Origin of the sequence: Streptosporangium sp. NPDC000396, assembly GCF_042898655.1 — a bacterium.
Classification (GTDB): domain Bacteria; phylum Actinomycetota; class Actinomycetes; order Streptosporangiales; family Streptosporangiaceae; genus Streptosporangium.
The window spans coordinates 237410-260298 of sequence record NZ_JBIAZA010000005.1; the positions used below are offsets into that span (position 1 = coordinate 237410).

The 22889-nt window shown below is 69.5% G+C and carries 20 protein-coding genes and 2 pseudogenes; 17 read left to right on the top strand and 5 right to left on the bottom strand.

The window, feature by feature from the left end; translation table 11 throughout:
* Positions 1 to 122: 122 nt before the first annotated feature.
* Entirely contained in the window at positions 123 to 1646 is a 1524-nt protein-coding gene (locus ACFY2X_RS10470; RefSeq protein ID WP_389935419.1) for a hypothetical protein, read from the top strand.
* Here ACFY2X_RS10470 and ACFY2X_RS10475 read toward each other — a convergent pair.
* Positions 1527 to 2027, bottom strand: a complete 501-nt coding sequence (locus ACFY2X_RS10475; protein ID WP_389935422.1) for a hypothetical protein — start codon at positions 2025 to 2027, stop codon at positions 1527 to 1529. The genes ACFY2X_RS10470 and ACFY2X_RS10475 overlap by 120 nt on opposite strands.
* An 84-nt stretch (positions 2028 to 2111) precedes the next feature.
* Here ACFY2X_RS10475 and ACFY2X_RS10480 point away from each other — a divergent pair, with 84 nt between their 5' ends.
* The 3 genes and pseudogenes from ACFY2X_RS10480 to ACFY2X_RS10490 all read left to right on the top strand — a co-directional run.
* On the top strand, positions 2112 to 2438 hold the full coding sequence (locus ACFY2X_RS10480; RefSeq protein WP_389935425.1) for a hypothetical protein: 327 nt from the start codon (positions 2112 to 2114) through the stop codon (positions 2436 to 2438).
* Complete coding sequence (locus ACFY2X_RS10485) at positions 2408 to 3292, top strand: LysR family transcriptional regulator (protein WP_389935428.1); 885 nt, start codon at positions 2408 to 2410, stop codon at positions 3290 to 3292. Before ACFY2X_RS10480 ends, ACFY2X_RS10485 begins: the two co-directional genes overlap by 31 nt.
* A gap of 14 nt (positions 3293 to 3306) precedes the next feature.
* Positions 3307 to 3485, top strand: a pseudogene (locus ACFY2X_RS10490) (IS21 family transposase); the annotation flags it as partial.
* A gap of 17 nt (positions 3486 to 3502) precedes the next feature.
* Here the strand turns inward: ACFY2X_RS10490 and ACFY2X_RS10495 are convergent.
* On the bottom strand, positions 3503 to 4579 hold the full coding sequence (locus ACFY2X_RS10495) for an acetyl-CoA acetyltransferase (RefSeq protein WP_389935431.1): 1077 nt from the start codon (positions 4577 to 4579) through the stop codon (positions 3503 to 3505).
* 321 nt (positions 4580 to 4900) lie between these two features.
* Between ACFY2X_RS10495 and ACFY2X_RS10500 the strand changes: the two genes are divergently transcribed.
* On the top strand, positions 4901 to 5503 hold the full coding sequence (locus tag ACFY2X_RS10500) for an HAD family hydrolase (RefSeq protein WP_389935434.1): 603 nt from the start codon (positions 4901 to 4903) through the stop codon (positions 5501 to 5503).
* Between the two features lie 10 nt (positions 5504 to 5513).
* Here the strand turns inward: ACFY2X_RS10500 and ACFY2X_RS10505 are convergent, their stop codons facing one another.
* Positions 5514 to 5933: a sensor histidine kinase gene (locus ACFY2X_RS10505; RefSeq protein ID WP_389935438.1), complete on the bottom strand. Its 420-nt coding sequence runs from the start codon at positions 5931 to 5933 to the stop codon at positions 5514 to 5516.
* Between the two features lie 137 nt (positions 5934 to 6070).
* Between ACFY2X_RS10505 and ACFY2X_RS10510 the strand changes: the two genes are divergently transcribed.
* From ACFY2X_RS10510 to ACFY2X_RS10545, 8 genes and pseudogenes are all read left to right on the top strand, one after another.
* Positions 6071 to 6733 (top strand): MerR family transcriptional regulator, encoded by a 663-nt coding sequence (locus ACFY2X_RS10510; RefSeq protein ID WP_389935442.1) that lies wholly within the window; start codon positions 6071 to 6073, stop codon positions 6731 to 6733.
* 208 nt (positions 6734 to 6941) lie between these two features.
* A complete protein-coding gene (locus ACFY2X_RS10515; protein ID WP_389935444.1) occupies positions 6942 to 7520 on the top strand; it encodes a flavoprotein in 579 nt (192 codons plus the stop codon).
* Between the two features lie 23 nt (positions 7521 to 7543).
* A pseudogene (locus ACFY2X_RS10520) lies at positions 7544 to 7807 on the top strand (recombinase family protein); the annotation flags it as partial.
* A 32-nt stretch (positions 7808 to 7839) separates the two neighbouring features.
* Positions 7840 to 9141: an IS607 family element RNA-guided endonuclease TnpB gene (gene tnpB / locus ACFY2X_RS10525; protein ID WP_389935447.1), complete on the top strand. Its 1302-nt coding sequence runs from the start codon at positions 7840 to 7842 to the stop codon at positions 9139 to 9141.
* Between the two features lie 670 nt (positions 9142 to 9811).
* Positions 9812 to 10825, top strand: coding sequence for a glutamine synthetase (gene glnII, locus ACFY2X_RS10530; RefSeq protein WP_389935451.1), 1014 nt, complete (start codon positions 9812 to 9814; stop codon positions 10823 to 10825).
* Positions 10826 to 11135: 310 nt separating this feature from the next.
* Positions 11136 to 12023, top strand: a complete 888-nt coding sequence (locus ACFY2X_RS10535; protein WP_389935454.1) for a TrmB family transcriptional regulator — start codon at positions 11136 to 11138, stop codon at positions 12021 to 12023.
* Positions 12024 to 12074: 51 nt separating this feature from the next.
* A complete protein-coding gene (locus ACFY2X_RS10540; protein ID WP_389935457.1) occupies positions 12075 to 13739 on the top strand; it encodes an FAD-dependent oxidoreductase in 1665 nt (554 codons plus the stop codon).
* 62 nt (positions 13740 to 13801) lie between these two features.
* Positions 13802 to 15220: an ATP-binding protein gene (locus ACFY2X_RS10545; RefSeq protein ID WP_389935461.1), complete on the top strand. Its 1419-nt coding sequence runs from the start codon at positions 13802 to 13804 to the stop codon at positions 15218 to 15220.
* Positions 15221 to 15249: 29 nt separating this feature from the next.
* On the opposite strand, the gene ACFY2X_RS10550 is transcribed toward ACFY2X_RS10545, so the two are convergent.
* Complete coding sequence (locus ACFY2X_RS10550) at positions 15250 to 16506, bottom strand: alpha/beta fold hydrolase (RefSeq protein WP_389935464.1); 1257 nt, start codon at positions 16504 to 16506, stop codon at positions 15250 to 15252.
* Positions 16507 to 16516: 10 nt separating this feature from the next.
* Positions 16517 to 17467 carry a LysR family transcriptional regulator gene (locus ACFY2X_RS10555; RefSeq protein WP_389935467.1) on the bottom strand — a complete coding sequence of 317 codons (951 nt, stop codon included), beginning with the start codon at positions 17465 to 17467 and terminating at the stop codon, positions 16517 to 16519.
* Between the two features lie 160 nt (positions 17468 to 17627).
* Here ACFY2X_RS10555 and ACFY2X_RS10560 point away from each other — a divergent pair, with 160 nt between their 5' ends.
* From ACFY2X_RS10560 to ACFY2X_RS10575, 4 genes are all read left to right on the top strand, one after another.
* Positions 17628 to 18908: a M64 family metallopeptidase gene (locus ACFY2X_RS10560; protein WP_389935469.1), complete on the top strand. Its 1281-nt coding sequence runs from the start codon at positions 17628 to 17630 to the stop codon at positions 18906 to 18908.
* Between the two features lie 93 nt (positions 18909 to 19001).
* Positions 19002 to 20060 (top strand): LLM class flavin-dependent oxidoreductase, encoded by a 1059-nt coding sequence (locus tag ACFY2X_RS10565; protein WP_389935472.1) that lies wholly within the window; start codon positions 19002 to 19004, stop codon positions 20058 to 20060.
* Between the two features lie 71 nt (positions 20061 to 20131).
* The gene (locus ACFY2X_RS10570; protein WP_389935475.1) at positions 20132 to 21718 is read left to right on the top strand and encodes an AMP-binding protein; all 1587 of its coding nucleotides are present in this window, start codon (positions 20132 to 20134) and stop codon (positions 21716 to 21718) included.
* Between the two features lie 432 nt (positions 21719 to 22150).
* The gene (locus ACFY2X_RS10575) at positions 22151 to 22786 is read left to right on the top strand and encodes a TetR/AcrR family transcriptional regulator (protein ID WP_389935478.1); all 636 of its coding nucleotides are present in this window, start codon (positions 22151 to 22153) and stop codon (positions 22784 to 22786) included.
* Positions 22787 to 22889 lie beyond the last annotated feature (103 nt).

The following is a 22889-nucleotide window of genomic DNA, read 5'->3' on the forward strand; positions in this document are numbered from 1 at the left end:
GGGGCGGTCGAACCGGCCGCCGGGTCGAGGTGCCATGGGTCAACGATGCCAGGTCCCCGGTCGCAGCCGGGTCGCAGCGGCTGCGACCCGGCTGGAACCGGGTGCCGCGTACAACCGTCGGCATGAGTTCATTCACGCCTCACCAATCCAGCCGGCGGGCCGGGCGGGACGGCTTCGCTCAGATGCTGCGCGCGGAGTGGACCAAGTTCCGCTCCGCGCGGGGCTGGGTGCTCGCCATGGCGGCCTCCGTGCTGGTCACCGTGTCGCTCGGACTGCTGATCGCCGGGGGCGCCCACAGCGCCTGCGTGACTGGGAAGGGGGAGGGCCCCTGCCCCGCGCCTTTGGTGGGTCCCGACGGCACGGCGGTGATGGACAAGTACTACTTCGTGCACCAGCCGCTCAAGGGGAACGGCAGCATCACCGCCCGCGTGTCGGAGATGACCGGGCAGATCCGGCTGCCGGACGCCGTACCCGGGGTGCGCAACATCAAGGAGGGGATGGTGCCGTGGGCGAAGGCCGGCCTCCTGGTCAGGCAGAGCCTCAAGCAGGGCACACCGTATGCCGCCGTCATGCTCACCGGAGATCACGGCGTGCGGATGCAGTACAACTACATCCACGACGTGCCCGGCGGTCCTCACAATGGCCCGCAGTGGCTGCGGCTGACCAGGTCGGGCGACACCATCACCGGCTACGAGTCAGACGACGGCAAAACGTGGACCGAGGTCGGCACGGTCAAGTTGACCGGGCTGCCGGAGACGGTCGAGATCGGGCTGTTCGCCACCTCGCCAGGCGCTTTGTGGGACATGGCGCAAGCCTTCGCCCAGGCCACCGCCACCTTCGACCAGATCACGCTGCAGGACGCAAACGGTTCGTGGCGCCGCGACGACGTCGGCGTCGTCATGGAGTCCGACGGCAAGACCCCGCATCACCCGGGCGGGGTCGTCGAGTCCGGCGACAAGCTCATCGTGACCGGGAGCGGTGACATCGGGCCCGCCACGGTAGAGGGCGGTCTACGCGCCGACCTCATGCTGATCGGCGGGGCCGTGGGACTGATCCCGATGCTCGTGGCGGCGGTCACGTTCTTCACAACGGAACATCGGCGCGGACTGATCAGGACCAGCCCGCCGGCCGAGCCGCATCCAGCGCGGCTGCTGGCGGCCAAGGCCGCGGTGGTCGGCGTGGTCGCGTTCGTGGCGGGGCTGGTGACCTCGGGGGCCGTGGTCCCTGCTGGCCTGGCGATGTTGCGTGCCAATCAGAACCCGATCCAGCCGATCACCCTGGGTACCGAACTGCGGGTGATCGTCGGCTACGCGGCGCTGACCGCGGCCGCCGCCGTGCTGGCTCTGGGCCTGGCCGCGCTGGTCAAGCGGGCCGTCGTCGCCATCGGGCTGGCCATCGCGCTGGTCGTCGTGCCCTACCTGCTGGCGACCGCGGGTCTGGCGCCATGGCTGCTGATGATCACCCCCGCCGCCGGGTTCGCGATCACGCAGAGCGTCCCCACGTTCGCGCATGTGGACGTGGACCCGTCACTGCTGGGGGGCTATTACCCGCTCCCGCCATGGGCAGGTTTGAGCGTGACCTGCGGATATGCCGTCTTCGCCCTTGAGGTGGCGATTGCCGCATACCGCAGGAAAGTGCCACGTTAGGTTCCGCTCGCCAGAACGTGCAGAACCCGCTCGGCGCGTTCGGCGGCAGCACCCCGGGATACGGCTCCGACGATGCCGGAAATATGCCTGAAATGCCCGAATCCGGATCCCGCTGATGACGCCGCGTGGGGCACCGGGGTCCAGGAGCCCGGAGCGTACGACGTGTCGAACGATGAGGAGCATGGTGCCGCCCAGGAACGCCATGGCCGCCGAGTAGACGACCACTCCTGCCCCGTTGGGCACCTCGCCGAGCGTCTTGCTCGCCCAGGGGATCAGCACGTAGCCGAACAGGGCCATGAGGTTCAGCGTGATGAGGGGCGGGTTGGTGCGGCTGACGTGAACGAAGAGCATGTGGTGCGCGGTCCACGTGGCGGCGATCACGAAGAACGAGATCAGGAACGCGATGTACTGCGAGCCGTGTGCCGCGAGGCCCTCCCACAGCTACATGGGTCATGGACCTCCGGTATGGGCAACTCGATGGCCGGCAGCGTGAGCATGATCGCGATGACGGCATCGGAAAAGAAGATCACGCGTTCCAGGCTGTGGCTCTTTCCGGTCAACTCGGCCGGCTCCAACATGCTCGCGGCCGTACTGCTGGTTGGCGGTGACGTGCGCGGCCGGCAGGCCGAAGCGGTACCGGCGACCGAAGCGCCCGGAGTCGGCACGTTCGCCTTCTCCAGCTTCGACCGAATCTGTCACCTCAACAATAACAATCTCGGTAATACACCGTTTAGCGATAGATTCACAATCCAGGAGGGACGATGGAGCTGCGGGACATCGAGATCTTTTTGACCCTGGCCGAAGAGCTGCACTTCGGCCGGACCGCCGAGCGGCTCCACATCACCCCCGCTCGGGTCAGCCAGGCGATCAAAAAGCAGGAACGCCGCATCGGCGCGCCCCTGTTCGACCGCAGTACCCGCACCGTGCGACTCACTCCGCTCGGCCGGCAGCTCCAGCGCGACCTCGGTGCCGGATACCGGCAGATCACAGCCGGGGTTGAGGCCGCGGTCCAGATCGTCCACGGCACTTCGGGGACGCTGACGCTGGGCACGATGGGCCCGCACTCCCAGGTCATGGGCGGTGCCCTCGAGCTGTTCCAGACCCTCCATCCGGGTGCCCGCCTCCGGCATCGCGAGATCCAGCCGCCGTCTCCGCTGGACCTGCTGCGATCAGGAGAGGTCGATGTGGCGTTACTGTGGCTACCGGTCCGTGAGCCCGACCTGGCCGTCGGCCCGGTGACGCACACCTCGCCGGTGATGTTGATGGTCGCCCCCTCCCATCCCTACGCCGAGCGCGATTCGATCTGCCTGGAAGATCTCGCTGACTGCCCCATGGTGACGGGCAGGTCGATCCCGGCCTACATGGAGGCGACCCTCGCCCCCTACCACACCCCCTCGGGCCGGCCCATTCCCCGGGGGCAGCAGGTCTCCACCTTGCAGGAGGTGCTGAGCGTGGTCGCCTCCGGCCAGAGCGTCGCCGGTGTCGCGGGCGAGGCGGCCGACTTCTATCCCTGGCCCAGCCTGGTCTTCGTGCCCATCCGTGACGCCCCATCCTGCGAGTGGGCCCTCGTCTGGCGTACCACCTCGGAAACCCCGCTGATCCGCGCCTTCGTCCAGACCGTCGCGGACTACGGGCCCGTGCTCTGAGCGGAACCGGGTGAGGGGCGCGCCGCATCAGGGTCATCCAATGCAGCCCGGCCGATCCAGAGGCCAGGGCCTGGTCGAGCGGGCCAATGGCTATCTGGAAACCTCGTTTCTGCCTGGCCGGTCGTTCACCTGCCCGGCTGACTTCACCACCCAGCTGGGCGACTGGCTGGCGCGAGCCACATATTGCCGACGAATTTCAGGCGCATGACACTAACGGGTCAGCAGCGCGGCGCTGCCGTAGCTGCCGCCGAACCCGGTCACCAGCGCCGTCCGCCGTCCCGCCCTGAGCTCCCGTACGGCCTGCGCCACGTTGTTCAGCCCGTGCACGTACCCCTCCGACAGCAGTCCGCCGTGCGGGTTGACCGTGGCGTGGCGGCGCTTGAGCAGGAACTCGCCGAGGTCCGCCCGGGCGACCAGGCCGAAGTCCTCCAGCTGCCGGGGCACCAGCCAGGAGTAGGCGTCGTAGAGCAGCGCGACGTCCACGTCTTCCGGGCCCATGCCCGAGGCCTCCCACAGCATCGGGGCGACGTACCCGGAGAAGATCGCGCTCACATCGGGTGAGCGGTCCATGGACGAGCAGCCGGGGCCGCCTCCCCTGACCACGCTGTGGATCCGGGGGGCGTCGGGTGCGAGCCGCGCGTCACGGATCACCAGCGCGCAGGCGCCATCGGTCTCCTGGCAGCAGTCCACGGTCCGCAGCGGCGAGCAGACGTACGGCCTGGCGAGATAGTCCCGCAGGGACAGCGGGTCGCGGCGCAGGGCGCGGGGGTTGGCCGCGGCGTTGTCGCGGGACTGGGCGACGACCGCGTGCAGGTGTTCCTCGGTGAGGGCGGTCTCGTGCAGGTAGCGCTGGGCGGCCAGGGCGAACATCGGGATCGGCCCGGCCATGCCGTAGGGGACGGTGAAGCGTTCCTGCGGGCCGGTGGAGACGGTGTTCATGCGCCTGCCGGAGCGGCCGTTCAGCGCCCGGTAGACCAGCACGTTGCGCGCGAGACCGGCGGAGATCAGCATCGCCGCGTCACCCAGGATGGACGCCGCCTGGGTGCCGCCGCCGGTGATGTCGTTGTGCCAGCCCAGCTTCTCGATCCGCAGCGCCCTGGAGACCTGGACCACCGGGGCGGAGTCGTTCATGTGGTAGCTCAGGACCGCGTCGATCGCCTCCGCCTCCAGGCGGGCGTCGGCCAGCGCGAGCCGGGACGCCTCGACCGCGAGCTCCAGCTCGGTCCTGCCCGACTCGCGTGTCAGGGTCGTCATCCCGATCCCGGCGATGGCCGCCTTGTCCCGCATGCGACTCCTGACAGCGGTTGGTGTCGCCCGCCGAAGCAGGGCGCGATCTACTCCGGCGAGCGACGCTCGTGGGCCGCCGGTCGCCGTGGGGCGGGCGGCGTTCCGTGTGAGGACCTCATCGCCCGGCGTCCTCGGCGACGCCCTGCGGAAGCCCGGTCACGCGGGTGCGGCGGCCGGGATGTTCCTCGCCATCCGATCGCCTTCCGGATCACGGCCGTCGCCCGTCACGCTAACGCGCCCATGCTTCTTAGGCAAGCGCTTGCTCGGTATGTTCGGCGATAGTCTTAGTGAAGATCACTTGCAGTCACGCGTTAGGCGATCATGTTCGATCAACGACTCCAGCCCGTCGCGCCCTATAGCGCCCTCGTCTTCGACTGCGACGGCACCCTCGTCGACACCGCCTCCGCCAACGAGACCGCGTGGCGGACGGCCCTGGCGGACTGGCAGGTGGAACTCGACCCGGCGTGGTACCGGGCGCGCACCGGACTGTCCGGCGACCGGCTACTGACCGAGCTGGAGATCGAGACCGGCGCCGAGCTGGACCACTCCGCGATCCGGGCGGCGGCACTGGACACCTATCAATGGCTGATCCACACCGTCACCCCCCACCCGCAGGTGACCGCCGTCGCCGAGGCGCACCGGGGCCGGGTGCCGATGGCCGTCGCCTCCGGAGGGAGGCGCGAGGCGGTGGAGGGGACCCTGCGCGCCACCGGCCTGCGCCCGCTCTTCGACGCCGTGGTCACCAGGGACGACGTCCGGTACGGCAAGCCCGCCCCCGATGTCTATCTGCTCGCGGCACGGCTCCTGGGCGTCGCCCCCCATACCTGCGTCGCCTACGAGGACACCGACGAGGGAGTGACCGCCGCGCTCGCCGCGGGAATGACGGTCATCGACGTCCGTCCCTCGCTCCGAGGAAGCACATGAGCGGCCGGGCTCACAGCGGGACGGCGCCCGTGATCGTGGTTCCGCCTCCCTGAACGCTGTTGATCGTGAGCGTGCCGCCCACCTCGGCGAAACAGGCCCGCATGCCGGTCAGCCCCCTCCCCTCGGAGCGGCCCGGCCGATCCTCGGCGAACCCGGTGCCGTCGTCGCTGACGGTCATCCGCAGGCCACCGGCGCCCAGCGTGACCGCGACGGAGACATGTTCGGCGCCGCTGTGCCGTTCGACGTTGGCCAGGGCCTCCACGACCGTCGCGTACACCGCCCGAGCGAGATCACGGGGCACGGCCGTGGCGGGCAGGGCCCACGTCTCGACCACGATGCCGGACCGCTCGGCCCAGCGGGACAGGTAATCCTCCAGGGCCTGGGTGAGGTTCTCTCCCGTGAAGTCACTCGTATCGGAGAATCTGAGCACCGAAACTTCCCCCCGTGTTGGCTCCTACGACCAAAGACTCTAAGAGACCAGTCGTTCATGGATCATCCTCCACCAGGAGGATCGCGTCTCACTCACTCGGGTGACCCTCCCCGGTTAGTTAGCTGTACTATCCAACAATGCGGATATCCCAGCTCAGCGCCGCGTCGGGCGTCCCCATTCCGACGATCAAGTACTACCTGCGCGAAGGCCTGCTTCCCGCCGGGGAGCAGACCGCGGCCACCAGGGCGGAGTATGGCGAGAGCCATGTGCGCCGGTTGCGGCTGATTCGCGCGCTGCTGGAGGTGGGACGGCTGTCCATCGCGTCCATCCGCAAGGTGCTCGCCGCCGTGGACGACGAGAACCTCAGCATGCACCACGTGCTCGGCACCGCCCACTACGCCATCGCCCCCGAGATCGACTCCCACCCCGGCGACGAGGACTGGCAGCGCGCCCGTGCCGAGGCCGACCGCCTCATCGACGACCTCGGCTGGCAGGTCGACCCCGAGGCGCCCACCCGCGACGAGCTCGCCCAGACCATCCTCACCCTCGACCGGCTCGGCCTGCCCGCCACCGGCGACGCCCTGCGCCCCTACGCCGAGGCCGCCGTCAATCTCGTCGCCGAACACGAGATCAACACCATCCCCCTCGACGGCCCCCGCGAGGCGGCGGTCGAAGCCCTGGTCGTCGGCACCATCGTGCACGGCCGGATCCTCGACATCATGCGCCGCCTCGCCCACGAATCCGTCTCCGCCCGCCTCTTCGGAATCGACCCAGCCGAGAACGCCGGGCCGGAGTCATAGAAGGAAGCCGCGACCCCACCCGCGCGGCCTCTTTGGGATCAAGTTGGCCCATGGACCAAGTTGGAGAGCCTCCAGTCCCGTAACCCTCACAGAAGATCATCAAGGCGTACGGCTCATGCGGCTCGAGTGACAGGCAAGAAGGGCACGCACACTTCCAGAACCACCAGCACGCTTCCTCTTCGAGTGAGGCTGGTTAGGATCATGCCGTATGGAGGCTCCCGGAGAGACGCGCGGGGTTCTGTATGTGGTCGCGTGCGCCGCACCTGCGGCTGCCGACCTTCAGGCTTTGGTGGCGCTCGCTCAGGAAGCCGGATGGCAGGTACATGTGGTCACCACGCCGATGGGCGCGCGCTTCGTCGACGCTCCAAAGCTGGAGCGGCTGACCGGTGATCAGATCCGCAGCGCCTACCGCATGCCCGGCGACCCCAAGGGGCTGCCCCCCGCCGACGCGGTGATCGTGGCTCCGGCGACGTTCAACACCATCAACAAGTGGGCCAACGGCATCGCGGATACGTTCGCGGTCGGACTACTGTGCGAGGTGATGGGCTTCGGCGTTCCGATCTTGGCCGTACCGCTGCTCAAGGACGCCCTTGCCAGGCATCTCGCTTTCGGCCGCAGTCTCGATGTCTTGCGAGAGATGGGCGTGCGGGTCCTGTTCGATCCCGATGCGCCGTCACATGCGCGCATGCCATCCTGGGAAAGCATCATGCGAGAACTGCACAGCGCTGTCGGGAGGCGACGCTCACAGGGGGTCGGGAACTGTTCACTAAAACGTGAGCGAACGTAAGCGAACGCGTGTTCAATGGGTGCGTGAAGCTTGCCGAGTGGGCGCGGTCGCAGGGCATTCACCCGCAGACCACTTACCGATGGTTCCGGGAAGGCAAAATGCCTGTCCCGGCCCGCCGTCTGCCCACCGGCACGATCGTCGTGGACGCTCCGGCCGCCGGGAGCCCGGGCGGGGCCGCGCTGTACGCGCGGGTGTCTTCCCACGATCAGCGCGCCGACCTGGACCGGCAGATAGCCCGCCTGACCTGTTTCGCCACCGGTGCCGGACTGGCCGTGGTGGCGTCGGTCACCGCCGCCCAAGCCGCTGATCGCCAGACCTCGTGAAGGTCGTCCAGGCGTACCGGTACGCCCTTGACCCCACGCCCACGCAAGAGGGCGCGCTGGCGTCGCACTGCGGTGCGGTGCGGTTCGCCTTCAACTGGGCTCTGGCCCTGGTCAAGGCCGCCCTGTCCCAGCGGGAGGCGGAGAAGACCTATGGGATGCCCGAGGAACTGCTGACCGAGGCGCCCTGGTCGCTGCCCGCGCTGCGCCGGGCGTGGAACACCGCCAAGGGCGCGGTCGCGCCATGGTGGGCGGACAACTCCAAGGAGGCCTACAACTCCGGCCTGGACGGGCTGGCACGGGCGTTGAAGAACTGGGCCGCCTCCCGCGCCGGGACCCGGACGGGCAAACCTCCCGGGTTTCCCCGGTTCAAGTCCAAGCACCGCACCATCCTGTCGTGCCGGTTCACCACCGGTGTCATCCGCCTGGAGGCCGACCGGCGCCATGTGACGCTGCCCCGGCTGGGCACCATCCGCACCGCCGAATCCACCCGCAAGCTCGCCCGGCACCTGGAACGCGGCACGGGGCGGATCCTGTCGGCCACCATCCGGCACCAGGGCGGCCGGTGGTTCGTCGCGTTCACCTGCGCAATCGACCGGGCCGACCGCGCCCCGGCCCGGCCGGATGCCGTGGTCGGGGTGGATCTCGGGGTCACGGCGCTGGCGGTGCTGTCCACCGGCGAGACGATCGACAACCCCAAGCACCACTGGGCGGCGCTGCGCAAGCTGCGCAGACTGAACAGGGAACTGGCCCGCCGCCAGGGCCCCCGCACCCCGGGCGGGGGCCGGCGCGAGGCGTCGGCCCGCTGGCGCACGACCAAGGCGGCACTCGGTAAGGCGCACGCGCGGGTGGCCGGCCGGCGGCGCGACGGCCTGCACCAGCTCACCAGCCGGCTGGCCGCCGCCTACGGCACGGTCGTGGTCGAAGACCTCCACGTGGCCGGGATGCTGGCCAACCGCCGCCTGGCCCGCGCCGTCGCCGATGCCGGCATGGCCGAGGTGCGCCGCCAGCTCGCCTACAAGACCACCTGGAGGGGCGGGCGGCTGGTAGTGGCCGACCGCTGGTTCGCCTCCAGTAAGACGTGCTCGGCATGTGGCGCGGTGAAAGCCAAGCTCGCCCTGGCGGAACGCACCTACGCGTGTATCGCCTGCGGTCTGGTCCTGGACCGGGATGTCAACGCCGCACGCAACCTGGCCGCGCTGGCGGCCCGGTATGAGCACGACGTCGCCCAGAGTTGCGGGGAGACGCGAAACGCCCGTGGAGCCGGTGTAAGACCCACCCGGGTGGGCTGTCGGCAGTGAAGCGGGAACCCCGGGAAACCGGGGAACGCCGTGGCCACAAGGCCACGGCTGCCTGACCTGTGCCCGCATTTGATCACATTTCAGGTAACGGTGATTGCGTGGATGCTCGATAGAACAGGCGTGGCGGCGCGGAACCTGGAGGGACCCCGCCGCCAGGCCTGGCGGGGATCCGCGTCGACGGTAACTACTCGGCCTATGACCCATGGCATCCGTCTATCCCTCGGGTTACAGCATCCACCACCCTGGTTACAGGGTTGCACCCTTCGACGTTCGCCGTGTTCGGGGTGGCCTTCGGATGTTCGGGGACCCGGGTAGGGGTCGGGTGGGCGGGCAACGACCGCACCACCGAAGCGACCGCACCACGGGTGGGCGGACGTGGCCAGGCCGGTGGGGACGAGCTTCGGTAACAGAAGGCCGAGAGGTCGCTCGCGCCTCACGCGTGGGCGGCGGAGCCGTACGTCACCGCCGGAACCGCCGCCCCGCGAGTTCACTCGCGCCCAGCGTTTGGGCAGCTCACAGCCCCGAAAGCGCCTTGTGCAAACTTTCCGTACGGCATCTGCCTGGACAAACGGACTTAAGTAACATCACGTTCACATATGGGCAACAGATGCGAAATGGCGGGTTGCAACTCTATGAGGGCAGTAGATCCCTCTCCTCAAGGACTCCGCCGATGACCTTCAAGGCTGAATACATCTGGATCGACGGCACCCAGCCGACCGCCAAGCTCCGTTCGAAGACGAAGATCCTGGCCGACGGTGCCGAGCTCCCGATCTGGGGCTTCGACGGATCCAGCACCAACCAGGCCGACGGCTCCTCCTCCGACCGCGTGCTCAAGCCGGTGTTCACCTGCCCGGACCCCATCCGCGGCGGCGACAACGTGCTGGTGCTCTGCGAGGTCCTCGACATCGACATGACCCCGCACTCCAGCAACACCCGCGCCGCCGCCGTCGCGGTGGCCGAGCGGTTCGCCGACCAGGAGTCGTGGTTCGGCATCGAGCAGGAGTACACCTTCTTCAAGGAGGGCCGCCCGCTCGGCTTCCCGATCGGCGGCTTCCCCGCCCCGCAGGGTGGTTACTACTGCGGCGTCGGCGCCGACGAGGTCTTCGGCCGCGAGGTCGTCGAGAAGCACCTCGACCTGTGCCTGGAGGCCGGTCTGGCGATCTCCGGCATCAACGCCGAGGTCATGCCCGGCCAGTGGGAGTTCCAGGTTGGCCCGGCGGGCCCGGTGGAGGTCTCCGACCACCTGTGGATCGCCCGCTGGCTGCTCTACCGCGTCGCCGAGGACTTCAACATCGCCGCCACGCTCGACGCCAAGCCGGTGAAGGGCGACTGGAACGGCGCCGGCGCGCACACCAACTTCTCCACCAAGGCGATGCGCGAGGGCTACGACCCGATCATCACCGCCTGTGAGGCCCTCGCCGAGAACGCCCTGGAGCACGTCAAGCACTACGGCTCCGGCATCGAGGACCGTCTCACCGGCCACCACGAGACCGCCCCGTGGGACAAGTTCAGCTACGGCGTCTCCGACCGCGGCGCCTCGGTCCGCATCCCGTGGCAGGTCGAGGTGGACAAGAAGGGCTACATCGAGGACCGTCGCCCCAACGCCAACGTCGACCCCTACAACGTGACCCGCCTCATCGTGAACACCTGCTGCTCCGCCCTGGAGAAGGCCGGCCAGGTCTGATCCAGCGGTCCAGCGCGCGAGAAGCCGCGACCACCTTGCCGGAGGTGGTCGCGGCTTCTCGCGTTTCCAGCGGCCCGGGCCGGGAAGCCCCCAGACCCGGGCCGGGAAGCCCCAGACCCGGGCCGGGCGGGCAGCAGGACCGAAAGGCAACAGGAAGGCGACAAAAAGGCATCGGGAAGATGCCGGGAACGTGCCAGCCGGCTCACAGAGGCCGCCTCACCGGCCAAAACTCTCAAATGGCAAATATGAGGCCGAATCAGGTGCTTTAGGACAGCACAAAATGACTACCGCGCGCCGTACCATGACTGCGATGCGGAACGTCGTGGAACAGTTACAACGCCTGGGCATGTCGGGTTACGAGGCCAAGGCATATCTCACGTTGGTCGGAGCCGGGCAGCCACTCAACGGCTACGAGGTGGCCAAACGTTCCGGCGTGCCGCGCAGCACGGTCTACGAGACGCTGAGCAAGCTGGTGGCCAAGGGCGCCGCCTACGAGCTGCACGGGGCCGAGGCCGCCGTCGACTACCTGCCGCTGCCACCCCAGTCACTGCTGGAGCGCATGCGCCGGGACTTCAACGACTCGATGGAGTCGCTGCAGGCCTCGCTGCCCAAGGTCGTCGCACCGCCCAAAGCCCACCCGATCCACAATCTCAAGGACGCCGAGGGGCTGCTCATCCGGGCCGAGGACGTGGTGGCCGCCTCGCGCGCCGACCTGTTCCTGTCGATCTGGCCCGAGGAGATGAGGCGGCTCTCCCCCCTGATCAAGCGGGCGGTCGAACGCGGTGTCGACACGTCGGTGATGCACTTCGGGCCCGCCGAAGACGCCGAAGACACGGTCGGGCACCTGTACGAGCACCGTTTCTCCGCCCCCGACGCGGCCATGGAGAACCTGGGCTGCCGCCTCCTCGTCGTGGTGAGCGACCAGCGGGAGGTGCTGGTCGGCGGCCTGAGGAACGGTTCCGGCTGGGGCATCTACACCCAGGATCCGGCCATGGTCCTGATGGCGGTGGAATACATCAGGCACGAGATCGCCCTGCAGATCGTCGCCGGCCGGATCGGGCACGAGTCGCTGCGCGAGTTCTGGACCAGCGACCCCGAGCTCACGCGGCTGCGCGCCGGCCATGGCCACCCGACCTCCCTGCTCCACGCCACCGGCATGCCCGATTCCCCACGTTCGGGCGATGAATCGCCTGATTAGGGATGTGAGAATCTTTGAATTAAGTTGTCTCCTTTCGGGGGAAGGTAGGTCATGGACAAGCCGGTCATCATGACAGTGGATGACGATCCGGGCGTCTCGCGTTCGGTAGCGCGTGATCTACGGCGTCGTTACGGCCACTCCTACCGCGTCGTCCGGGCCGACAACGCGGCCCAGGGCATGGAGAGCGTCCGCGAGATGCGGCTGCGCGGAGACGACGTCGCGATCATCCTCGCCGACTATCGAATGCCCCAGATGAACGGCGTGGAGTTCCTGGAGCAGGCCATGGACCTGTATCCCTACGCCCGCCGCGTGCTGCTCACCGCCTACGCCGACACCGACGCCGCCATCCAGGCGATCAACGTGGTGGATCTCGACCACTACATGCTCAAGCCGTGGGATCCGCCGGAGGAGAAGTTCTACCCGGTGCTGGACGCCCAGCTCGACGCCTGGCAGCGGACCGACCGGCGCGAGTCCGACGAGCTGCGCGTGGTGGGAGCCCGCTGGTCGGCGCGGTCGTACAAGGTCCGTGACTTCCTGGCCCGCAACCAGGTGCCCTACCGCTGGGTGCTGGCCGACTCCCCCGAGGGCACCGAGCTGCTCGCCGCCGCCGGCGAGGCGTGCGAGATCAGCCCGGCCAAGCTGCCGCTGGTCATCACCGCCGACGGCACGAAGCTCGTCGCCCCGAGCACCTCTGAGCTGGCCGCGGCCGTCGGCCTGTCCACCGCCCCGGCCACCGACTTCTACGACCTGATCGTCATCGGCGGCGGCCCGGGCGGGCTGGGAGCGGCGGTCTACGGGGCCTCGGAGGGGCTGCGCACGGTGCTGGTCGAGCAGCACGCCTCCGGCGGGCAGGCCGGTCAGAGCTCGCGCATCGAGAACTACCTGGGCTTCCCCGACGGCGTCTCCGGCGCCCAGCTCGCCGACCGCGCCCGCCGCCAGGCCCTGAAGTTCGGCGCGGAGCTGCTCACCGCCCGCAGGGTCACCAGCCTCGAGGTCAGGGGGCAGGCCAAGGTGGTCGGCTTCGCCGACGGCAGCAGCATCGCCGCGCACACCGTGATCCTGGCCACCGGCGTCTCCTACCGGCGGCTGAACGCTCCCGGCCTCGACGACTTCATCGGCACCGGCTGCTACTACGGCGCGGCCCTGACCGAGGCGCCCGAGTGCAGGAGCCGCGAGGTCTACATCGTCGGCGCCGCCAACTCGGCGGGGCAGGCCGCCGTCTACCTGTCGGGATACGCCAGCAAGGTCCACCTGATCGTCAGGAGCGACGGGCTGGAGAAGTCCATGTCGCACTACCTGATCGAGCAGATCTCGCAGATCCCGAACATCGAGGTCCACATCGAGACCGAGGTGGTCGGCGCGGAGGGCGAAGGCCATCTGGAACGGCTCACGCTGAAGGGGCCGGACGGCGAGCGCACGGTCGACGCCGAGTGGCTGTTCGTCTTCATCGGCGCCGAGCCGCTCACCGACTGGCTCGGTGACACGGTCGAGCGCGACGCGAAGGGCTTCATCCTCACCGGACCGGACCTGACCGCCGCCGAGAACCGCCCCCGCAACTGGCCGCTCCGGCGCGAGCCGTACCACCTGGAGACCAACGTGCCGGGCGTCTTCGCCGCCGGGGACGTCCGAGCCGACTCGATCAAGCGGGTCGCCTCGGCGGTCGGCGAGGGCGCCATGGCCGTGGCACTCGTTCACCGTTACCTGGAGAAGGCGTGACTGAGCGAGGCGAGATCCCCGGCGGGCATGGCGCCATGGCCGCCGGCACCGAAGGAGGCCGTATGACCAGCACGGACGTACTCCGCGGACTGTTCCTCTTCGAGAAGCTCGACGACGAGAAGCTGGAGTGGCTGGCCACTCACGGCGTGGAGCGCGAGTTCGGCCCGGGCGAGCCGATCCTCCGGCAGGGTGAACCGGCCGAGGCCTTCTTCGTGCTCATCGACGGCGAGATCGTCATGAGCGTCGAGACCCCCACCGGGGCGGTCTCCATGACTCCCACCTCCCAGCCGGGGGTCTACGCCGGAGCCACCTCGGCCTACCTGGGCGACCGCGCCCCGGAGGCCTACACCCACTCGCTGCGCGCGACCAAACCGGCGCGGCTCTTCGTGCTGCCGGCCAAGAAGTACGGCCTCATGATCGGCGAGTGGTTCCCGATGGCGGTGCACCTGCTCGACGGGGTGCGCCTCGGCGGGCTGGCCCAGCGCGAGCTCATCGACCGGCGGCAGCGGCTGACCGCGCTCGGCACGATCACCGCCGGTCTCACCCACGAGCTCAACAACCCGGCCGCGGCGGCCGTGCGTGCCGTGGGCGAGCTGCGGGAGAAGATCCGGGTGGCGCGGCGGCAGCTGGCCGAGCTGGCCGAGGCGGGCATCCCCGCCAACCGGCTGCGCGCCCTGATCGACCTGCAGGAGGGGTGCACCGACAAGGCCAAGAGCGTGCCCGCGCGGTCGCCGCTGGAGGTCTCCGACGCCGAGGACGAGCTGAGCGACGCGCTGGAGGAGGCCGGGGTGAGCGACGCATGGGAGATCGCCCCGGCGCTGGTGGGCGCCGGGTTCGGGCTCGGCGGGCTGGAAAAGGTGAGCCACGCGGTCGGGGACGAGCACCTGCCCGGGGCCACGCGCTGGCTGGCGGAGGCCATCGAGATCAACCAGATGCTGAACGAGGTGACCGACGCGACCGAGCGGATCACCGCGCTGCTCGCCTCCGCCAAGCAGTACTCCCAGATGGACCGGGCGCCCTACCAGACGGTGGACGTGCGGGAACTGCTGGACAGCACGCTCACCATGTTCCGGGGCAAGATCCCTCCGGGGATCAGCGTGGCCACCGACTACGACCCCGAGCTGCCGGCGATCCCCGCCTATGCCGGGGAGCTCAACCAGGTGTGGACCAACCTGATCCACAACGCGCTGGACGCGATGGCCGGCACCGGCACGCTCACCGTCCGCACCCGGCTCGAACACGACACCACCGCCCTGATCGAGATCTGCGACACCGGCCCGGGCGTCCCCGAGCACCTGCGCGAGCGGATCTTCGAGCCGTTCTTCACCACCAAGGCGGTGGGCGAGGGCACGGGCCTGGGCCTGGACATCTCCTTCCGCATCGTCGCCGGCCGGCACGGCGGCGATCTGCGGGTGGAGTCGGTGCCCGGAGACACCTGCTTCCAGGTACGGCTGCCGCTGGCCGAGCTCCCGGCTCCCTGAGGCGCCCTTGAGGCGGCCCGCCGGGAGGCTCAGCCGTAGACGCCGTTGACCATGTCCATCAGGCGGGCGAGGACCCTGCCGCCGGAGACGCGGACCCCGTCGTGCTCCCACTCGTTGGTCACCCAGGTCCGCACGTTGCCCACCGCGCGGGCGGTGCGCATGGACAGGCCCTCGTCGACGTACATGTCGTCGTAGTAGACGGCGGCGGCCACCGGGACCGGGTTGGCGGCCAGCCGTACCGGGTCGTAGAGGCGGGGCCAGCCGGGGTCGGCGGCGAGGATCTCGGCGGCGCCCTTGAACGGGCGGAGGGCGGCGATCTCGTCGAACATCCAGGGGTAGATCATTTCCCCGGTGGGAAGCAGCGGTTCGGCGTCCTCGGCGAACTCCTTGGGCAGCAGCCGGTGAGCCGACCACGCGGTGGCGGCGCCCTGGGCGTAGATCGACTCGTGCAGCACCGCGTAGAGGGGGTTGCCGACGAAGCCGGTGGCCACCATGACCTCGTACAGGAACAGGTCGGAGAGCTTCCCGCCGATCCACGCCTCGTCGAGCACCCAGTGCAGGTAGTCGGCTCCGTCGCCCATCCCCAGGCACACGCCCATGGCCTGCAGGCGGCGCACGGACAGCACGTCGCCGTCCGGGAGCCTGACCTCCTCGCCGCGCAGGTGGTCGGCGATCGCGTTCAGGCGCGCGGAGTCCTCGAGGTAGCGCGCGAAGTAGCGGTCCACCTTGTCGCGGACCCGGGGGTAGGTGCGGGAGTAGACGTCGTCGGCGGTGGCGTCGAGCCCCGCCAGGCCACCGGTCACGTAGCAGGCCTTGAGGCCTTCGGGCGCCTGGGAGAGGTAGGTCAGCGTGATGAATCCGCCGTAGCTCTGGCCGAGGGTCTCCCACGGCCGGTCTCCGCAGAGCTCTCGCCGGATCCGCTCGGCGTCGGCCACGATCGCGTCGGCGCGGAAGTGCTTGAGGTGGGCGGCGATCTCGGCGTCCGTCCCGGTCACCGTCTTGGCGGTGACGGGGGTGCTGCGGCCGGTTCCCCGCTGGTCGAGCAGGAGCACCCGGTGGGTCTTCAGCGCGTGCCCCAGCCAGCCGTCGGCCGCGGTCGGCCGCGGTGACTTGCCGCCGGGACCGCCCTGCAGGAAGACCAGCCACGGCAGATCCTCGTCCCGCCTGGCCGGGTCGACCGCCTCGCGGGCGAAGACCTCGATCGTCGCGCCGCCGGGATCGGCGTGGTCGAGGGGGACGGTGAACACATGGTCGGTGAGCGCGACACCGGGCAGCAGGACAGTCACCCGGGGAACGTTACCGGTTGCGCCATTCCAGATAGCGCGGGCGTTCCCGGACATAGTCGGCGAACGCCCGCGCCGCCAGTTCCCGTACGGCGGGCACGTGGGCGGCCAGTTCCCCCTGTGGATGCCATACCAGCAGGTGCCGCATGAGCAGGGGGTCGCCCCGCAGCGGCCGGATGACCAGCCCGTCGCTCTCGGCGAAGGTCGCCCGGCAGGGGGCGACGGCCCGGCCGGAGGTGACGATCTCCCTTATGGTCCAGGCGTCCACGGCCCGGTGGGGCGCGTGCGGGACGAACCCCGCCTGGTGGCAGGCCGTGCGGAAGCATTCGGGCCAGCCTCCTCCGTCCGGCGGCGACAGCACCCACGCCTCTCCCGCGAGGTCGGAGAGGTCGAGCTCGGGCCGGCCGGCCAGAGGGTGACCGCTCGCGAGCGCGACGAAGACGGGCTCGGCGGCGACCGGCTCGTGGCACAGCGGAGGTACCGGCCGCAGCTCGTGCCCCACGTAGTCGACCACCACGGCGGCGTCCAGGCGGCGGGCGGCCACCAGGTCGCACAGGAGCCGCGGCGCGGCGTCGGCGTAGGAGGTGACCTCCCTTCCGCCGAGCAGGTCGCCGAGCCGGTCGACCAGGCCGACCAGGATCGGCCCGTCGATCCCGCCGAGCCGTACCGGGCCGCCGGCGGGGCGGGCGGCGGCGCCGGCGAGCAGCTCGTCCATGCCGCTCAGCACGGTGCGGGCCCGGGTGAGCACGAACTCGCCGAGCGGGGTGGGCCTGGCGCCGTGGCGGTCGCGCTCGAAGAGCCTGCCGCCGATGACGCGCTCGACCCGCTGGAGCTGGGCCGACAGCGCGGGCTGGGTGGTGCCCAGGAGGGTCGCGGCCCGGGTCAGGCTACCGGTGTCTGATATGGCGCACAGGACTCGTAGATGTCGTAGTTCCAGGCTCACCGGACGAGCGTACGACTCCATCCCACTTTCCATCACCCCCGAATGATGGATGGCCTTTGACCTGTGTTTTCGCCTTTCACGCGAATTCCGGCGGGTCGTCTCGTCATCTCCACGTGATCGGCGCGTTACCGCTGGACACCGAAGATCAGCGCACTTCACGACATTTCCGAAAGGAATTCCTGTGCGCCGAATCTCCCTCCTCGCCGCGGTGACCGCGACCACCGCCTGCGCAGCCACCCTGGCCGCCGCACCCGCGCTGGCCGATCCGGCGGGTCCGGCGGGCTCGACGGACCCGTCCAGGCCGGTCGAGGTCTTCTCCGAGGACGGCACCATCACCCGCGCCGAGGCCCCCGCCTCCGCCGCTCCCCGGGCCCGCACCCTCGCCCCGGCCGCGGCGAAGCTCACCCCCATCGAGGTCAATGGGCCGAGCGAGAACCGGATCGACCTGGTCTTCGTCGGCGACGGATACACCGAGGCCGAGCTCGGCCGCTACGGCGAGCAGGTGGCCGCCAAGTGGGCGCTGCTGTCCAACCGCGAACCCTTCAAGAGCTACCGCAAGCTGTTCAACGTCTGGCGCGTCGACATCCCCTCGCCCGTCTCCGGCGTGAGCGGCGACCCCTCCCGCGACGTGGTCAGGAACACCCCGCTCGGCATGACCTTCTGGTGCGAGGGCCTGGAGCGGCTGCTCTGCGTGAACGAGGAGCGGGCGAAGGCCTACGCGGCGCTGGCGCCCGGCGTGGACCAGATCGCGGCGATCGCCAACTCCGCCAAGTACGGCGGCGCGGGCTACCCCGACGAGGAGATGGCGACCTTCTCCGGCGGCAACGAGCGCGCCGGGGAGGTCCTGCCGCATGAGCTCGGCCACTCCCTGGGCGACCTGGCCGACGAGTACGACTACTACGCCCACCCGGGTGACGGCAGCCGCTACGAGGGACCGGAGCTCTCCGAGGTCAACGTCAGCATCCGCGACGCCGGGCGCATGCGTGCCGAGCGGGCCAAGTGGTGGTACTGGCTGGGCGCGCCCAGCCCCGACGGTGACACCGTCGGCGCCTACGAGGGCGGGTACTACACACAGTACGGCGTCTACCGGCCCACGTCCAACTCGCTGATGAAGTCGCTCGGCCGGGAGTTCAACTCCGTCGGCAGGGAGAAGATGATCCAGTCGTTCTACGCGATCGCCCGGCCGATCGACTCCCACACGCCCGACGAGCACCCGGTGGCGCGCAAGAGCACGCTCTCGGTGACTCTCGCCCCGATCTCGACGCTGTCGGTCCGCTGGTACCGCAACGGCAAGGAGCATCTGCCCTGGCGGGGCCGTACGTCGGTGAACGTCGCCGGCATGGGCGGCGGCGACACCGTCACCGCGGTCGTCTCCGACACGACCGCCGACGTGCGCGACCCCGGCTACCGCGAGGAGTTCCTGACACAGTCCGTCACCTGGACCGTTCGCGCCAACCACTGATACGCTCGACCAAGCGAGCGCTTGGTTACGTACGGCCTGCCGTACCCGAAGCGCGGAACGGGCCACACGGAGACGACCGCCAGGGGATAGCCGATGAAGTTCTCGACCTTCCACCTCTTCCACCGGTTCGACGGCCAGAGCTTCAAGGATGTCTACGACTATCACCTTGAGCTGGTCGAACTCGCCGAGGAGCTGGGTTTCGACGGAGTACGGCTGGCCGAACACCACTTCCGCGACTACGGCGTGGTGCCGAACCTGTTCACGATGCTGGCCAACATGGCCGCCCGCACCGAGAAGCTGCGGCTGGGCACCGGCATCGTGGTCCTCCCGCTGCACAACCCGATCCACGTCGCCGAGGAGGCGGCCATGGTGGACCTGCTCTCGGGCGGGCGGCTGGAGCTGGGCATCGGGCGCGGTTACCAGAGCTTCGAGTTCGAGGGCTTCGGCATCGACCTGGCCGAGGCCCGCGACCGGTTCAACGAGGCGCTGGAGGTCATCCTCGGGCTCTGGGGCAACCCGGCCTTCCAGCACGAGGGCAAGTTCTACCGGACCGGAACCGAGGTCGAGCTCGTCCCCCGGCCGGCCCAGACCCCCTTCCCGCCGATCCACGTTGCGGCCGTCTCCCCCGAGACCGTGACCATGTACGCCGAGCGGGGCCTGCCGATCCTGGCCGACCCCGCGGCGACGTTCCGCAAGGTGGTCAAGGCGGCCGAGACCTGGCGGGAGACCGCCGGGAGCGCCGGGCACGACGTGACCTCCTCGGAGCTGGTGGTCGCCCGCAGCGTCTACGTCGCCCCGACGGCGGAACAGGCCCGCGAGGACCAGGCCCGGTTCGAGGCGATGTTCGACCGGGCCCGGATCTTCAACGAGAAGAGCTCGCCGATCGACCCCAGGACCGGCAAGGCCGCCCAGGGGTTCGAGTACTACCAGGACCGCTATCTCAAGGGCGGTTCGGTGTCCAACGACTTCCGCTGGGAGCAACTGGAGGTCATCGGCGACCCCGAGCGCGTGATCGGCCAGATCCGGCTGCTCCAGGACGCCGGGTTCGCCAACCTGCTCTGCGACTTCGGCAGCACCAGGCCGATGCCGCTCGAGGAGATGAAGAAGGTCATGCGGTTCTTCGCCGCCGAGGTCATGCCGGCTTTCAAGTGATCCATCCCGTACGGCTCGCGCCGGACACGACAGGCAGGGCGCGGGCCGTACGCCACCCCCCAGGAGGCGCGATGATCCACCAGTTGACCCTGTCCGACGTCCTCGCCGAGCACGCCCGCAGCCGCCCCCAGGTGACGGCGGTGGTGGACGGCGAGACGCGGCTCACCTACCCCGAACTGGACGGGCGGGTCACCCGCCTGGCGAACGCGCTGGCCGCCCGGGGGGTCACGGCCGGAGAGCGGGTGCTGTGGCTCGGCCAGAACTCGCACGCGGTGCTGGAACTGCTGCTCGCCTCGTCCCGGCTCGGCGCCGTCTTCTGCCCGGCCAACTGGCGGCAGTCCACCGACGAGCTGTCCTTCATCGTGGACGATCTCGCCCCGAAAGTCGTCGTCTGGGAGGGCTCCGAGGCCGCCGCTCCGCTGAGCGGGGACGGCTGGATCCTCGCGGGCGCCGACTACGAGGCGTTCCTGTCGGGCGGCGCCCCCGGCGCGGAGGGGTACGGCGGCGCGGGAGGCTCCGGCGGGGCTGGGGAATCCGGCGGCGCGGGAAGCTCCAGCGGCGCGGGAAGCTCCGGCGACGCGGGGGGATCCGGCGGCGTTCCGGAACCTGGCGACGATTCCGCACCGGTGCTCGCGCTCTACACCGCCGCCTTCGACGGCCGCCCGAACGCGGCCCTGCTCAGCAGCGCCGCGCTGGTCGCGCACAGCACCGGTCTCCTGGTGGTCCGCCAGATGGAGGACGGCTTCACCTTCCTGAACAACGGCCCGCTCTTCCACGTCGGCACGATGATGTTCTGCCTGGCCACGCTGCAGATCGGCGGGACCAACGTGTTCACCCCGGCGTTCGACGCCGAGGAGGTCTGCCGCCTGATCGACGCGGAGAAGGTCACCCAGGCGTTCCTGTTCGGCCAGATGATCGACGCCGTGGTGGCCGCCAACGCGGGCGGCAAGTACGACCTGACGTCGCTCCGCTTCATCTCCCACTCGGCCGAGTGGGACGCGATGACGACCGTGGACGACTCCCCCTGGTGCCGTTCCAAGATGGGCGGCTACGGCCAGACCGAGGTGGGCGGAATGCTGACCTTCCTCGGCCTCGCCCCTGGCGCCGCCGGACTCGCCGGACGGCCCTCGCCGCTGGTCCAGGTCCGCATCCTCTCCCCTGAGGGCGACGAGGTGCCGTCCGGTGAGGTCGGCGAGATCTGCGCCCGCGGCAAATCGCTTTTCTCCGGATATTTCAACCGGCCAGAACTGAACGAGGCGAAGACGCGCGGCGGCTGGCACCACACCGGCGACCTCGGCCGCCGCGAGCCCGACGGCACGATCACCTTCGTCGGCCCCATGCTTCGCATGATCAAATCCGGCAACGAGAACATCTATCCCGCCGAGGTCGAGCGGGCGCTGAAGACCCACCCCGCCGTCGCCGACGCCGCCGTCATCGGCGTCCCCGACGACCGGTGGCGGCAGGCCGTGAAGGCCGTCGTCGTCCTCAAGAGCGAGGCCACGGCCGAGGACGTCATCGAACACGTCCGCACCCGGCTCGCCTCCTACAAGAAGCCCAAGCACGTCGACTTCGTCGAGGCCATCCCCAAGAAGGGCTTCACCCCCGACTACGACGCCCTCGACGCCGCCCACGGCGGAGGCGGCTACCCCGGCTCGTGACGCTCACCCCGCCCACGCCGCTCGCACCGTGAGACGGCCGCCTCCGAAACACGGAGGCGGCCACTGGGTCCCGACGACCTTGCGCAGGCTGCCGGCATCGGCACGGATCAACGGACGGCGCGAGCACACGTCCCGCAACGCCGCCGAGACCACACGGCCGCCGCTGGGTGAGATCGCGGACCGGCGCGCCTACCCGAGCAAGGCTCGCGATCTAACGACTCTCCACACATAAGCCCAGCTCAGCACGGTCGACGCCAATCAGTCGAACGCCGCGAAGTACTCGGCGGAGCGATCAACGAGTACCGCCGAGCCGCGTAGTCCAGCCGCAGAAATCCCAGCTCAGACCGTACACGCGAGTTTTGAAGCGGCGCAGGCCTGCCCTTGCCCGTCAAATGGTTGACCTTGCTGGATTCCATCCATACCGTCCGCTTCATGACCTCTGCTGCCGACCAGAGAGAGATGATCCTGGAGATCGCGACCCGCATGTTCGCGGCACTCGGATATGACGGAACTTCCCTTCAGCAGATAGCGGAGGCCGCCGGGTTCGATGTCGCCACGGTGACCTCCCAGGTGGGGAGCAAGCGAGACCTCTACCTCACCATCATGGAACGTGCCCACGAGGCCGACAGCGCCGCGATCGAGGCGGTCATGGCCCAGTTCACTCCGCTGTCTCCCGCCGACGCCCCACAGATGATCCACGCGCTGGCCGACAGCTATCTGGACTTCTGCATGTCCAACCCGCAGATCCCCGCACTCTGGGCGCACCGCAGCCTCTTCGACGCCCAGGACATCACCGACCTCGAGCGTCGCTATGTCTGGCCGCTGCACGCCCGGATCCACAAGAGCGTCCAGCCCGCCCTCGAGGCCGGATACATCGACGACGCTCCTGACTTCAGGTACGTCCTCTGGACGATGATCTGGTGCGTCGAAGGCTTCTGCTGCGGCGACGTACTCGACGACGAAGGCTACCGCCTTGGCCCCGATGATCAGCAAGCCCGCATCGACTTCCGCAGGTACCTCCACCTCCTGCTCGACCGTCTGCTCACTCCGCCGCAGAAGACCCCCTGACGACCTGATCATCTCACTCGGCCTCTGCCCCCAGCAGGCGCGTAGCCTGCCTGTAGTGCTCCAAAACCCAATTTTTCGGCACCCGCAGAGGTACGGCTGCGCG